Genomic DNA, 13,255 nt, shown 5'->3' with positions numbered 1-13,255 from the left:
GGAAGTTAAGTCACCTTGCTTTGATCTTACGCAGCGGAATCGTTTACGGGGCGATTTTCCACCTGAGAGGGAAAGAGATATTCCCGCAGGATACCGTGACGATGCATGATGCCAAAAATGCCGAGACAGACAAACGCTTCCGCGCCCACCATCGACCATGCCGCGCCGATTGCGCCAAACTTCCAGGCCAGGAAACAGCAGAGCGGTACGTTAATCACCCCCGCCGCCATCATGACCCACATACGCTGGCGCGCCAGGCCGTGTGGGATCAGGATCTGTAATCCGGCCGGATAGGCGATGTTGCCAAACAGGAAGCAGAGTACAAAGACGCGCAGCACATCCGCCGACGGAATAAAGTCTTTACCCAGTAAAATCGAGACGACCAGGTCAGCAAAAAACCAGGTAAAGATGACAATCGACAGACTCAGAGAGAATGAGAGCAGCAGACTTTTGCGTGTTGCGGCAATCGCGGCGCGTTTATCCCGGCCGAACAGGTGGCTGACGCGCGGAAAGAAGGCGCTCCCGATCTGCTCCGGCACGGAGTTTGCCGCTTTACGCAGGCGATCGGCACCGTTATAGATCCCCACCATATAGGTAGAGGTAAAGGTCGCCAGGATCACCACGTTGACGCTGTTAAACAGGTTGGCCCCGGCAATGGCAATAAAGACATCCATGCTGTCGGTGATGCGCTGTTTAATTTCACGCGGTTCAAAGCGGTAATGGCCAATGACTTTCATCTCCAGCACAAACTTCAGCGTTATCGCCGCACTAATCATAGAGACGACGCCAGGGATCAGCGCAGCCAGCCAGGTGTCCTGCGGAGATTTCACCAGCAAAAAGGTCAGCGGAATGGCGCAGAAATTACCGAAGGTGGCGATAACTGCGGTTTTGCCCAGCTTCTCAAAGCCCTGCATCAGCCAGCCAAAGGAAAACAGCGAGCCAACCAGCGTCGTGCAGTTCGCCAGCACAATAAAGAACAGTGAGTGCCAGGCGGGATTAAACCAGGTGGCGGTGAGCAGCGTGCCACTGGTCAGCAGCAGCAGCATCAGCTTGGCATTAAAGGTGGACCAGAAGAGCTGACTGACACGCTCCTTATCGTCACGATGATGCGCAATATCTTTGGTGGTAAAGACATTGAATCCCCAGTCGGAGATGGTGCTGCAATAGAGCACGCAGGCGATCGCCAGCGCCAGCGTACCCATCTGTTCTACCCCCAGAACACGGGCCAGATAGGGCAGCGTAGCCAGCGGAAACAGAAACGACGCGCCGCGATACGCCAGCAGCGAAAAAATATTAATAATCAGACTTTTATCGAGTACTTTTGCCATGACGCAACAACCTTATACACATTGCATGTCTCACCTTCTCATTTCGCTAAGGCATAAACAATATCGCTTCAAATTTTTCAGAATCCGGCTGCTTTTACAGGATCAGGCGGCGCGACTGAGCTCTTTTTTAACTTTGTAATGCTGTAACGCAATAAAGAGTTCAGGGCGATTGAACAGTAGCCACTCCTTGACGTTTTCTGTTTTGACATTACGGCCCAGGAAGCGGATGGCATTCAGGACATATTCCGGCACGGGGGTGCCATTATAAAGTGACAGGTAGATCATCAGGCGAAACGAATGAACTAAATAGGCTTTCTCCAGCGAACTGCGCCAGGCGGATTTTGTGATCGAGCTGTTTAACGTACTGTAGGCGTGCATAAAAGCGTTATAACGCTGGTAGAAAAACTCATTACTTTTGGTACTGTTGGTCAGCGAGCCATTACGGATACGCTGTTTATAATAAACCTGACGGCTGACCCAGGCCTGCTGGCTTTTTACAAATACGGAGAGCGTGAAGTTGTGATCTTCATGAACGCGTCCAACAAAGCGTAATTTATGCTGCTCGACAATTCGCTTACTGACGATATAACTCCAGGCCGCCGAGGTATATCTGCCGTTTCGCAGCAGATGCAAAAAGACCTCCTGCGATTTCTGCTGGCCAAAAATTTCGTGTCTGACTTTAGGTGAGGTGACATCAATCTGCCCATCACGATAAACGCAGGAGTTGAAACAGAACAGGTCGGTTTCCGGGTGCTGTTCCGCGACCGTCGCAAGTTCCGCCACCAGGCCATCAACCACGACGTCATCCGGGTCGCAGAAAAAGAGGAACTGGCCTCTGGCCTGCTCAATGCCCACATCGCGAGCACGACCGGCGCCGCCGTTTTCCGTAGTAATTATTTTCACCTGAGAAAGATGCGCATAATTCTGTTCAAGTAAGGCCAGCGTTCCGTCGGTGGAGCCATCATTCACAATGAGAATTTCATTGGGAGATTTAACCTGGCGCAATAAGGAATCAACGCACTCGACAATATATTTCTCAACGTTGTAGGTTGGAATAATTACGGATAACAGGATGTCAGACATAGGTAATTCTCAGCTGTTAAAAATAACAAAACGATTCACCTGCCTGATGCAGGTCCTGACCAGAGGCGAAGCGATGAAAAGAGTGAGAGGCTGATATTCTGTTTCTTTGATTCAGCCCGATTATCTTAAACCGGCTTCGTAAAAAAAGACCAGTCGTAAAAAATATCTTAACGTTTCACAGGACTATCACTGTTAAAAGACGTGCATCAATATCCTGCTGCAATGTTAAAACCGTTGAGGATTGATTTAAAAATAGGTGATAAAGCAGACGTAACCAGATTCAGGAATCTGTAAGCGAACGTCTGAATCCATGAAAAACGTCACCATTGCTTCATTTTTATTACACTCTGCCTTATGGCATAAATCCTAATAACAGACGAAGGAAGCCCACCACCAGTCAGTTTCCGTGCTGCTTCTGACCCGGCCGCTGCGCTTAATGGGGTTGTTGGTCACAATCAGAATGTTCAGGCAATCAGACGAGAGCGATTTTTTTCGGGCATCCCGTCTATTTTTGCGATCTCGCATCACCCTCCTTAATGAATCGTTTCTCTGTTTGCCCTGAAATTAAGAATATTCGGAAGGCTTCCGGATGCGCCCCGGTTTCCGCCGCTTCTATTTGCAGTTTTTACGCTTACTTTGCCGGATAAATCATTTAAGCCCACTGCCCTGCTCTGACAGTATGAAGGCATAAGTTCTCAACATTTGATAATCAATAACTTTTAGTTATAAGGAGTGATGATGCGAGTTATTACGCTGGCAGGCAGCCCACGGTTCCCCTCCCGCTCAACTTCCCTGCTGACGCTGTGTCAGCACAAGCTGGAGGCGCGTGGCGTTGAAGTCATTCCCTGGAATATTCACAACTTTCAGCCTGACGATCTGATCAATGCGCGCTTTGATGCGCCTGCCCTGCTGGCATTACGCGAGGACCTGGCCTCCGCGGATGGGCTGATTGTGGCGACCCCGATCTATAAAGCCTCATTTTCGGGGGCGCTGAAGACCCTGCTTGATCTGCTGCCGGAACGCGCGCTGGAACATAAAGTGGTTCTGCCACTGGCCAGCGGCGGCAGTGCCGGTCATATGCTGGCACTCGACTACGCCCTGAAGCCGGTTCTCAATGCCCTGAAGGCGCAGGAGATTCTGCACGGCGTTTATGCCGAGGATCATCAGGTGATTCATTATGACCGGCAGCCTGAATTACAGGCCTCTCTGGCAGAGCGTCTGGATGAAGCGGTTTCCGCCTTCTGGCTGGCGCTGACCCGTCACCACCACCCCGTTGCGCAAGCGGTTTAAGGAAAGAGCAATGAAGCAGAGATTAGGAAAGTGGCTGGTTGCGGGACTTCTGCTGGCGGGCCTTCAGGTTCAGGCCGCCGAATCCGACCCGGCTGAAATTCGTATCGGTTATCAGAAAGGCTCAGTCAGCATGGTGCTGGCAAAGTCGCATCAGTTACTGGAGAAGCGTTTTCCCCATACGCATATTAAGTGGGTCGAGTTCCCGGCGGGCCCTCAGATGCTGGAAGCGCTGAATGTGAACAGCATCGATCTCGGCAGTACCGGCGACCTTCCGCCGCTGTTTGCGCAGGCCGCGGGCGCTGATCTGCTCTACGTAGGTTCTGAACCGCCGAAACCGAAATCAGAAGTGATTCTGGTGCCGAAAAACAGCCCCCTGAAACAGGTGGCGGATCTGAAAGGGAAAAAAGTCGCCTTCCAGAAAGGCTCCAGCTCGCACAACCTGCTGCTGCGCGCGCTGCAGCAGGCGGGACTCTCCTTTAACGATATTACGCCGGTCTATCTCACGCCCGCCGATGCCCGCGCCGCTTTCCAGCAGGGCAACGTCGATGCCTGGGCTATCTGGGACCCCTACTACTCCTCCGTACTCCAGCAGGGTAACTCGCGTCTGCTGATCGATGGCAGCTCGCTCAACCTGACCGGCTCGTTCTATTTAGCGACCCGCAGCTATGCCGAAGCCCATGGCGCCTTTATTCAGCAGGTGCTCGACACGTTCAGTGCGGCCGATGCGCTCACCATCAGCCAGCGGCAGCAGAGTACTACCCTGCTGGCTCAGGCGATGGGCCTGCCCGAACCGGTTATCGCCAGCTATCTGGATCACCGGCCGCCGACCCGCATTTCACCGGTCAGTGCCGAAACGGCCGCCGCGCAGCAGCGCACCGCCGATCTCTTTTATGCCAATCATCTGTTGCCAGTCAAAGTGACGATTCAGGATCGTCTCTGGCATCCCCACACCGTCACGCAATAAGGAGCAACAATGAGCGTATCTGTTTTCTGGTTCCTGCCAACCCATGGCGACGGACACTATCTTGGCACGGCCGAAGGGGCGCGACCGGTTGATCACGCCTATCTGCAGCAGGTGGCGCAGGCCGCTGACCGTCTTGGCTTTGGCGGCGTCCTTATCCCGACCGGCCGCTCCTGTGAAGATGCCTGGCTGGTGGCCGCCTCGCTGATTCCGGTCACTCAGCGTCTGCGTTTTCTGGTGGCGCTACGGCCGGGTGTGATTTCACCGACGCAGGCCGCCCGTCAGGCCGCCACCCTGGATCGCCTCTCTAACGGGCGGGCGCTGTTCAACCTGGTGACCGGCGGCGATCCGGAAGAGCTGGCGGGCGACGGGGTGTTCCTCGATCACCGCGAGCGTTACGCGGAGTCCGCCGAGTTTACCCGCGTCTGGCGTCGGGTCCTTGAGGGGGAAACCGTCGACTATGAAGGCAAGCATGTGCACGTTCGCGGGGCGCGACTGATGTTTAAACCGGTCCAGCAGCCTCGTCCGCCGCTCTGGTTTGGCGGCTCCTCAGAACCGGCGCAGGAGCTGGCCGCGGAGCAGGTTGATGTCTACCTCACCTGGGGCGAGCCGCCTGCGCAGGTCAAAGAGAAGATTGAGCAGGTGCGCGCGAAAGCGGCCGCTCAGGGCCGGACCGTGCGGTTCGGTATCCGTCTGCATGTGATTGTGCGAGAAACTAATGAAGAGGCCTGGCAGGCGGCTGACCGGCTGATTGCCAATGTGGATGACGCCACCATCGCAAAAGCGCAGGCGGCATTCCAGCGCGCCGATTCTGTCGGACAGCGTCGCATGGCCGCGCTCCACGGGGGTCGCCGCGACAAGCTCGAAATCAGCCCGAACCTCTGGGCAGGTGTCGGTCTGGTGCGTAGCGGTGCCGGAACCGCACTGGTGGGTGATGGCCCGACCGTTGCCGCCCGGATCAAAGAGTATGAAGCGCTGGGTATCGAGACCTTTATTCTGTCAGGCTACCCGCATCTGGAAGAGGCTTATCGCGTCGGGGAACTCCTGTTCCCGCATCTCGACCTGCAGGTGCCGCTGGTCCCGCAGCCTCGCGTCGTTCAGGCGCACGGTGAAGCGGTAGCCAACGATTTTACCCCTGAGAAAAAAGTCGCCCGGGGCTGAGGAGAGCAGAATGGCCAGAACCCGAAAACGTCTTGCCGATACGCTGGTGCCGTGGCTGCTGCCTCTCCTGCTGATCGTGGTGTGGCAGATTGCCTCGCAAACCGGCTGGTTATCAACCCGCATTCTGCCCGCGCCGGAGAAAATCGTGACCACCTTCTGGCAGCTGACGGTCAGCGGCGAACTGTGGCAGCACCTGGCGATTAGCAGCTGGCGGGCGCTGGTCGGTTTCGCTATCGGCGGCTCCATCGGTCTGATACTTGGATTGATCACCGGCACCTCAAAAACCGGTGAGCGTCTGCTCGATACCTCAGTTCAGATGCTGCGCAACGTGCCGCATCTGGCCCTGATTCCGCTGGTGATCCTCTGGTTTGGTATTGATGAGTCGGCCAAGATTTTCCTGGTGGCGCTGGGTACGCTCTTCCCTATCTACCTAAACACCTATCACGGCATCCGTAATATTGACCGCGGGCTGGTTGAGATGGCCCGCAGCTACGGTCTCTCCGGCTGGAGTCTGTTTATCCAGGTGATCCTGCCCGGCGCGCTGCCGAATATCATGGTCGGCGTGCGTTTCGCTCTCGGCCTGATGTGGCTGACGCTGATCGTCGCGGAGACCATTTCCGCCAACGCCGGCATCGGCTATCTGGCGATGAATGCGCGGGAATTTCTGCAGACGGATGTGGTGGTGGTCGCCATTATTCTCTACGCCCTGCTCGGTAAGCTGGCGGATGTCGCCGCGCTGCTGCTGGAGCGTGTCTGGCTGCGCTGGCACCCCGCTTATCAATTAAAGGAGGAGAACGCATGAGTCCGACTCTCTCACCGGCACGCCTTAACACCGGCACCCCGGTTGGCGTCAACGGCGTCAGCAAACAGTATGGCAACCGCACCATTCTCAATAAAATTGACCTGCATATCCCTTCCGGTCAGTTTGTGGCGGTCGTGGGCCGCAGCGGCTGTGGCAAAAGTACCCTGCTGCGCCTGCTGGCCGGACTGGAGCACTGCTCCAGCGGTGAGCTGCTGGCGGGCAATGCGCCGTTGCAGTCGGCGCACGACGATACCCGTCTGATGTTCCAGGATGCGCGACTGCTGCCGTGGAAAAAAGTGATCGACAACGTCGGCCTGGGGCTGCGCGGACGCGAATGGCGCGGCGCGGCGCGGGATGCGCTGGCGGCAGTCGGACTTGCCGATCGGGCGGATGAGTGGCCTGCTGCGCTGTCGGGAGGCCAGAAACAGCGGGTTGCGCTGGCCCGGGCGCTGATCCATCGTCCCGGTCTGTTGCTGCTGGATGAGCCACTGGGAGCGCTGGATGCCCTGACCCGCATCGAAATGCAGGGACTGATTGAGTCGCTGTGGCAGCAGCATCACTTTACCGTGCTGCTGGTCACGCACGATGTCAGTGAGGCGGTTGTGATGGCGGATCGGGTGCTGTTGATTGAGGAGGGAGAGATCGGGCTGGATCTTCAGGTCGATTTGCCCAGGCCGCGACGCCGGGGATCGGCACGACTCGCCGAGCTGGAAGCGGAGGTGCTGGATCGGGTGATGCAGCGTACAGAGCGCACTCCACCGGTGCGACTGGCGCAGCAGCGCTAAAAAAAGGCGGAGGCCGTCTCAGACGCTCCGCCTTTTTATTATCAGGCGTTCAGCGCCCGGGTGATTTTCTCGTAGAGATCGCCAGAGAGTTTATCCAGCGTCAGCAGTTCTTCCAGCGCCTCGCGCATCATCGCCTGACGCGTTTCGTCATAGCGTTTCAGGCGAATCAGCGGCTCCACCATCCGTGCCGCCACCTGCGGATTACGGGTGTTGAGGTCAGTCAGCATCTCGACCAGGAACTTATAGCCGCTGCCATCTTTTGCATGGAAAGCAGCAGGGTTCGCGGAGGCAAAGGCACCCACCAGCGAGCGAACGCGGTTCGGGTTACTCATCGTGAAGGAGCGATGCGTCAGAAGCTGACGCACGTTGCGCATCACGTTGGCAGCCGGACTGGTCGCCTGCAGCACAAACCATTTGTCCATGACCAGACCATCCTGATGCCAGCGCTCATCATACGCCGCCAGCAGCGCATCGCGGCACGGCAGCTGCGCCGCCACAGCGGCAGAAAGAGCGGCCAGCGCATCGGTCATGTTGGTCGCCTGCTGATACTGCGCCTGCACCAGTTTGTCCGCCAGCTGCGCATCGCTGAAGGCGAGATAGGTCAGGCAGATATTTTTCAGGCTGCGCTGACCAATCGCCTCATGCTCCACCCGGTACTCGGGCTGCTGATTGGCGTTGTAAATCGCAAAGAATTCATCGGCCAGTTCGCGCGCCAGCGTACGCTGCAGCGCATCCCGCACCAGTGAGATGGCCTGCGGATCGATAACGTCAAACAGCTCGGCAATCTCATTTTCTGACGGCAGCGTCATGATCAGCGCGGTCAGTGCCGGGTCGCAGTCGGTATCAAGCAGCACTGCGCGGAATGCGTCGGCGACGTGCAGTGGCAGCGACAGATGCTGGCCCTGCTGATAGCGGGCGACATTGAGGCGGATATAGGTGGCCAGCAGGCTCTGAGCCGCATCCCAGCGGGAGAAGTCGTTGCGGGCATGGCGCATCAGGAAGGTAAGCTGCGCGTCACTCCACTTATAGTCGAGCTTCACCGGCGCAGAGAATTCACACAGCAGCGACGGTACCGGCTGGAAGTAGACGTTGTCGAAAATAAAGGTCTGGAACTCCTCGGTAACATTCAGCACATGATGCACCGGCTGCCCATTATGCTGCAGCGGGATCACCTTGCCTTCGCCATCATAGAGTTCGATATCCAGCGGAATGTGCAGCGGCAGCTTCTCTTTCTGGTCGGCGGTGGCTGGCGTGTGCTGGGTAACATGCAGAGTGTACTGTTCCAGCTCCGGATTATAGTCGTCACGAACCGTCAGGACCGGTGTACCCGACTGGCTGTACCAGCGGCGGAACTGCGACAGGTCGACGTTAGAAGCATCTTCCATCGCCTGAACAAAATCATCACAGGTTGCCGCGCTGCCGTCGTGGCGCTCAAAATAGAGCTGCATGCCTTTCTGGAAATTCTCCTCACCCAGCAGCGTGTGCATCATGCGGATCACTTCCGATCCCTTTTCATACACGGTCAGGGTGTAGAAGTTGTTCATTTCGATCACCTGATCCGGGCGGATCGGGTGCGCCATCGGGCTGGCATCTTCGGCGAACTGTGCACCACGAACGATGCGCACATTATCGATGCGGTTCACCGCGCGCGAGCCCAGATCGGAGCTGAACTCCTGATCGCGGAAGACCGTCAGCCCCTCTTTCAGGCTGAGCTGGAACCAGTCGCGGCAGGTCACACGGTTACCGGTCCAGTTATGGAAATATTCATGACCGATTACGGCTTCAATACCGAGATAATCTTTGTCGGTCGCGGTTTCAGCTTTGGCCAGCACATATTTGGCGTTAAAGACGTTGAGGCCTTTGTTCTCCATCGCCCCCATATTAAAGAAGTCCACTGCCACGATCATAAAGATGTCGAGGTCATACTCCAGACCAAAACGCTCCTCGTCCCACTTCATGCTGTTTTTCAGCGAGGTCATCGCCCAGTCAGCGCGGTCGAGATTGCCGCGGTCGACGAAGATTTCCAGCGCCACATCACGGCCTGAGCGGGTGGTAAAGCTGTCGCGCAGCACGTCGAAGTCGCCCGCCACCAGCGCAAAGAGATAGCAGGGTTTCGGGAACGGGTCCTGCCACTTCACCCAGTTGCGCCCCTGATCGTCCTGGCCGCCGTCGATCCGGTTACCGTTGGAGAGCAGGTAGGGATAGCGATTGCCGTCGGCATAAATGGTGGTAGTAAAACGCGCCAGCACATCCGGGCGATCGAGATACCAGGTAATATGACGGAAGCCTTCAGCTTCGCACTGGGTGCAGAGCGCCTCACCCGATTTGTACAGTCCTTCCAGCGCGGTGTTCTGATCCGGATGAATATCGTTGATGATTTTCAGGGTGAAGCTTTCCGGCAGCTGACTGATGACCAGCGCCCCCTCTTCTTCACGGAACGCCGTCCAGGGCTGCCCGTCGATTTCCAGCGCAATCAGCGTTAACGCCTCTCCGTCCAGGCGCAGCTCAGCCTGGCTGTCGCCCAGCCGTTTGACCTGGCTGATGGCCGTTACGCGGGTGGTCGACGCATCCAGTTCAAAGGTTAAATCGATGTCGGTGATGGTGTAATCAGGCGCACGGTAGTCGTGGCGATACTTGATTTGGGGCTGTTGCGTCATATTCCGTCTCGCGTTGTTATAAGTTTACCGGCAAAGTCTAAGCTTGTTACAACAAGCTTGCCACGCACAATGCAGCTAAAGGGTGAAATGTCTACAGTTTGTTAACAAAGGCACAGATTGGCCTCGACCCGCCGGACTGAAATATGCTGTGATTGGCGTCAGATAGTGAATTATACTTTTGCGTCTTTATGACTGTGTACAACACCGGGCTCTGCGCCACCGAACAGGATGCTGAAACGCGCCATGACAGGACATGCTTCCCCGATACTGACCTCGCTGCTGGATACGGACGCCTATAAGCTCCATATGCAGCAGGCCGTTTTCCACCGCTACCACGACGTAACGGTGACGGCGGAGTTTCGCTGCCGCGGCGACGAACTGCTGGGTCTCTACGCTGACGAAATTCGTGACGCGATAACCGCAATGCAAAATCTGGCGCTGACCGAAGATGAAGCGACCTGGTTGTCTCATCTTCCCTTCTTTCGCGAAGATTACCTGAGCTGGCTTCGCCAGTTCCGCTACAAACCGGAGCAGGTTGAGGTGCGCAATCACCACGGCAAGCTGGACCTTCGTATTCAGGGGCCGTGGCGTGAAGTGATACTGTGGGAGGTGCCGCTGCTGGCGCTGATCAGCGAGATTGTGCATCGTCATCGCACACCGCAGGTCACCACTCAGCAGGCGATTGACTACCTGCATCATAAGCTCAGTGACTTTAAAGCGCAGGTGGCCGACTTCGACATGTCACGCTTCCGCCTGATGGATTTCGGCACCCGCCGTCGCTATTCACAGGATGTGCAGCAGTCGATTGTCGCAACGCTGAAACAGGATTTCCCCTGGCTGATTGGTACCAGTAACTATGACCTGGCGCGCCGCCTGTCACTCACGCCAGTGGGCACCCAGGCGCACGAGTGGTTTCAGGCGTTCCAGCAGATTAGTCCCGTTCTGGCGAACAGCCAGCGGGCAGCACTGCAGGCGTGGCTGGATGAGTATGACGACCAGCTGGGTATTGCGCTGACCGACTGTATCGCCATGGATGCGTTCCTGCGCGACTTTGGCCCGGTGTTCGCCCGCCGTTATCAGGGTCTGCGCCACGATTCCGGCGATCCGGTTGAGTGGGGTGAGAAAGCGCTCGCCCACTATCAGAAGCTGGGTATCGATCCCTTAAGCAAAAATCTGGTCTTTTCTGACAATCTGAATCTCGACAAGGCGCTGGCGCTTTACCGCCATTTTGGTCAGCGAACGAATGTGGTTTTCGGTATCGGGACCCGCCTGACCTGCGATATTCCGGGCGTCACGCCACTGAATATCGTCATCAAACTGGTGCAGTGCAACGGTAAACCGGTGGCGAAACTCTCCGACAGCCCGGGTAAAACGATCTGTCAGGACAAAGCTTTTGTCAGAGCGCTGCGTAAAGCCTTTGACCTGCCGCTGGTGAAAAAAGCGAGTTAAATCCCCTCTTATCGGGGCGTCAATACGCCCCGCCTCTGCTGTAATAAATCTGTTTTCAGCCTGAATTTTGCTTGTTTCCTGAAGACTCGCAAGTAACATAGCAAAACCCCGGATGGGGCAACTTTTTTTACTCACTTCTTCTATATAGAGAGATATTTATGAGCGTAGTGCCTGTAGCGGACGTACTGCACGGTCGCGTCGCGGTTGACAGTGAAGTCACCGTACGTGGTTGGGTGCGTACCCGAAGAGATTCCAAAGCCGGTCTTTCCTTCATCGCCGTGTATGACGGCTCCTGCTTTAATCCCGTTCAGGCTGTCGTCAATAATTCTCTGAATAATTATCAGGATGAAGTGCTGCGTCTGACCACGGGCTGTTCGGTTATCGTCACCGGTAAAGTGGTGGCTTCGCCGGGTCAGGGCCAGGCGTTTGAGATTCAGGCGACCCATCTGGAAGTGGTGGGCTGGGTGGAAGATCCGGACAGCTACCCGATGGCGGCTAAGCGCCACAGCATTGAGTATCTGCGTGAAGTGGCTCACCTGCGTCCGCGCACCAACCTGATTGGCGCGGTTGCCCGCGTCCGCCATACTCTGGCGCAGGCGCTGCACCGTTTCTTCCATGAAAATGGCTATTTCTGGGTCTCCACTCCACTGATCACCGCGTCAGACACCGAAGGCGCAGGCGAGATGTTCCGCGTTTCGACGCTGGATCTGGAAAACCTGCCGCGTGACGATCAGGGCAAAGTCGATTTCGCTGAAGATTTCTTTGGCAAAGAGGCGTTCCTGACCGTATCAGGTCAGCTGAACGGTGAAACCTATGCCAGCGCCCTGTCGAAGATTTACACCTTTGGTCCGACCTTCCGCGCCGAAAACTCTAACACCAGCCGTCACCTGGCGGAATTCTGGATGCTGGAGCCGGAAATTGCGTTTGCTTCGCTGGATGATGCCGCAGCACTGGCCGAAGCCATGCTGAAATATGTGTTTAACGCGGTGCTGGAAGAGCGCGCTGACGACATGGCCTTCTTTGCTGAGCGTGTCGACAAAGAGGCTGTTGAACGCCTGCAGCGTTTCATCACCACCGATTTTGCTCAGGTCGACTACACCGATGCGATTGAGATCCTGAAGAACTGCGGTCAGACCTTCGAGAATCCGGTGTCCTGGGGTATCGACCTCTCCTCTGAACACGAGCGTTATCTGGCAGAGAAACACTTCAAAGCGCCAGTGGTTGTGAAAAACTACCCGAAAGATATTAAAGCGTTCTATATGCGCCTGAACGAGGATGGCAAAACCGTGGCGGCGATGGACGTTCTGGCGCCGGGCATTGGTGAGATCATCGGCGGTTCACAGCGTGAAGAGCGTCTGGATGTGCTGGATGCGCGTCTGGAAGAGATGGGGCTGAATAAAGAGGATTACTGGTGGTATCGTGACCTGCGTCGCTATGGCACCGTTCCGCATTCTGGCTTTGGTCTGGGCTTCGAACGTTTAATCGCCTATGTCACCGGCGTACAAAATGTCAGGGACGTTATCCCCTTCCCACGCACCCCACGCAATGCGAGTTTCTGACATTCGGCATTTAATATAAGAAAATCATATATATAAAGAGGTCGGCACTGCCGGCCTTTTTTTATTTTTGTAAATTTTGAGTTCTCTCACAAAGTTCCGTATTTTTTACATTTTGTAATACATATTTTCCTTTAGAAACCAGATTACGAGTTTAGTAGCATTTTCGCGCTAGAATTACGG

10 protein-coding genes are annotated in these 13,255 nt (G+C 55.9%); 7 read left to right on the top strand and 3 right to left on the bottom strand.

From position 1 onward, the window contains the following. Nucleotides 1–26: 26 nt before the first annotated feature. A complete protein-coding gene (locus AC6I7A_RS06405; RefSeq protein WP_009091062.1) occupies nt 27–1,328 on the bottom strand; it encodes a flippase in 1,302 nt (433 codons plus the stop codon). 102 nt (nt 1,329–1,430) lie between these two features. Continuing rightward, nucleotides 1,431–2,411: a glycosyltransferase family 2 protein gene (locus AC6I7A_RS06400; protein WP_058957437.1), complete on the bottom strand. Its 981-nt coding sequence runs from the start codon at nt 2,409–2,411 to the stop codon at nt 1,431–1,433. A 738-nt stretch (nt 2,412–3,149) separates the two neighbouring features. On the opposite strand from AC6I7A_RS06400, the gene ssuE reads away from it, so the two are divergent. Genes ssuE through ssuB form a run of 5 tightly spaced genes read left to right on the top strand, consistent with a single transcriptional unit; the run spans nt 3,150 to nt 7,410 of the window. Further along, nucleotides 3,150–3,701: an NADPH-dependent FMN reductase gene (gene ssuE, locus AC6I7A_RS06395; protein WP_058957438.1), complete on the top strand. Its 552-nt coding sequence runs from the start codon at nt 3,150–3,152 to the stop codon at nt 3,699–3,701. Nucleotides 3,702–3,711: 10 nt separating this feature from the next. After that, a complete protein-coding gene (locus AC6I7A_RS06390; protein ID WP_009091067.1) occupies nt 3,712–4,665 on the top strand; it encodes a sulfonate ABC transporter substrate-binding protein in 954 nt (317 codons plus the stop codon). Between the two features lie 9 nt (nt 4,666–4,674). After that, complete coding sequence (gene ssuD, locus AC6I7A_RS06385) at nt 4,675–5,823, top strand: FMNH2-dependent alkanesulfonate monooxygenase (RefSeq protein WP_058957439.1); 1,149 nt, start codon at nt 4,675–4,677, stop codon at nt 5,821–5,823. A gap of 10 nt (nt 5,824–5,833) precedes the next feature. Continuing rightward, on the top strand, nt 5,834–6,625 hold the full coding sequence (gene ssuC, locus AC6I7A_RS06380; RefSeq protein WP_058957440.1) for an aliphatic sulfonate ABC transporter permease SsuC: 792 nt from the start codon (nt 5,834–5,836) through the stop codon (nt 6,623–6,625). After that, nucleotides 6,622–7,410 (top strand): aliphatic sulfonates ABC transporter ATP-binding protein, encoded by a 789-nt coding sequence (gene ssuB, locus AC6I7A_RS06375; protein ID WP_058957441.1) that lies wholly within the window; start codon nt 6,622–6,624, stop codon nt 7,408–7,410. Before ssuC ends, ssuB begins: the two co-directional genes overlap by 4 nt. A gap of 41 nt (nt 7,411–7,451) precedes the next feature. Here the strand turns inward: ssuB and pepN are convergent, their stop codons facing one another. After that, nucleotides 7,452–10,067 (bottom strand): aminopeptidase N, encoded by a 2,616-nt coding sequence (gene pepN, locus AC6I7A_RS06370; protein WP_058957442.1) that lies wholly within the window; start codon nt 10,065–10,067, stop codon nt 7,452–7,454. A 243-nt stretch (nt 10,068–10,310) separates the two neighbouring features. Between pepN and pncB the strand changes: the two genes are divergently transcribed. Both pncB and asnS read left to right on the top strand, forming a co-directional pair. Then, entirely contained in the window at nt 10,311–11,516 is a 1,206-nt protein-coding gene (pncB, locus tag AC6I7A_RS06365; protein WP_498004609.1) for a nicotinate phosphoribosyltransferase, read from the top strand. Between the two features lie 158 nt (nt 11,517–11,674). After that, the gene (gene asnS, locus AC6I7A_RS06360; RefSeq protein ID WP_009091079.1) at nt 11,675–13,075 is read left to right on the top strand and encodes an asparagine--tRNA ligase; all 1,401 of its coding nucleotides are present in this window, start codon (nt 11,675–11,677) and stop codon (nt 13,073–13,075) included. Nucleotides 13,076–13,255: the final 180 nt, after the last annotated feature.

This window comes from Type-F symbiont of Plautia stali (assembly GCF_059731105.1).
Note: the sequence above shows the minus strand (reverse complement) of the source record. Positions and strands in the feature narration are given on the sequence as shown.

What these genes read in the sequence shown, in the direction of transcription:
- ssuB (WP_058957441.1), top strand. Translation starts at nt 6,622, where the DNA reads ATGAGTCCGACTCTCTCACCGGCACGCCTTAACACCGGCACCCCGGTT.
- AC6I7A_RS06390 (WP_009091067.1), top strand. Translation starts at nt 3,712, where the DNA reads ATGAAGCAGAGATTAGGAAAGTGGCTGGTTGCGGGACTTCTGCTGGCG.
- ssuE (WP_058957438.1), top strand. Translation starts at nt 3,150, where the DNA reads ATGCGAGTTATTACGCTGGCAGGCAGCCCACGGTTCCCCTCCCGCTCA.
- pncB (WP_498004609.1), top strand. Translation starts at nt 10,311, where the DNA reads ATGACAGGACATGCTTCCCCGATACTGACCTCGCTGCTGGATACGGAC.
- asnS (WP_009091079.1), top strand. Translation starts at nt 11,675, where the DNA reads ATGAGCGTAGTGCCTGTAGCGGACGTACTGCACGGTCGCGTCGCGGTT.
- ssuC (WP_058957440.1), top strand. Translation starts at nt 5,834, where the DNA reads ATGGCCAGAACCCGAAAACGTCTTGCCGATACGCTGGTGCCGTGGCTG.
- AC6I7A_RS06405 (WP_009091062.1), bottom strand. Translation starts at nt 1,328, where the DNA reads ATGGCAAAAGTACTCGATAAAAGTCTGATTATTAATATTTTTTCGCTG.
- pepN (WP_058957442.1), bottom strand. Translation starts at nt 10,067, where the DNA reads ATGACGCAACAGCCCCAAATCAAGTATCGCCACGACTACCGTGCGCCT.
- AC6I7A_RS06400 (WP_058957437.1), bottom strand. Translation starts at nt 2,411, where the DNA reads ATGTCTGACATCCTGTTATCCGTAATTATTCCAACCTACAACGTTGAG.
- ssuD (WP_058957439.1), top strand. Translation starts at nt 4,675, where the DNA reads ATGAGCGTATCTGTTTTCTGGTTCCTGCCAACCCATGGCGACGGACAC.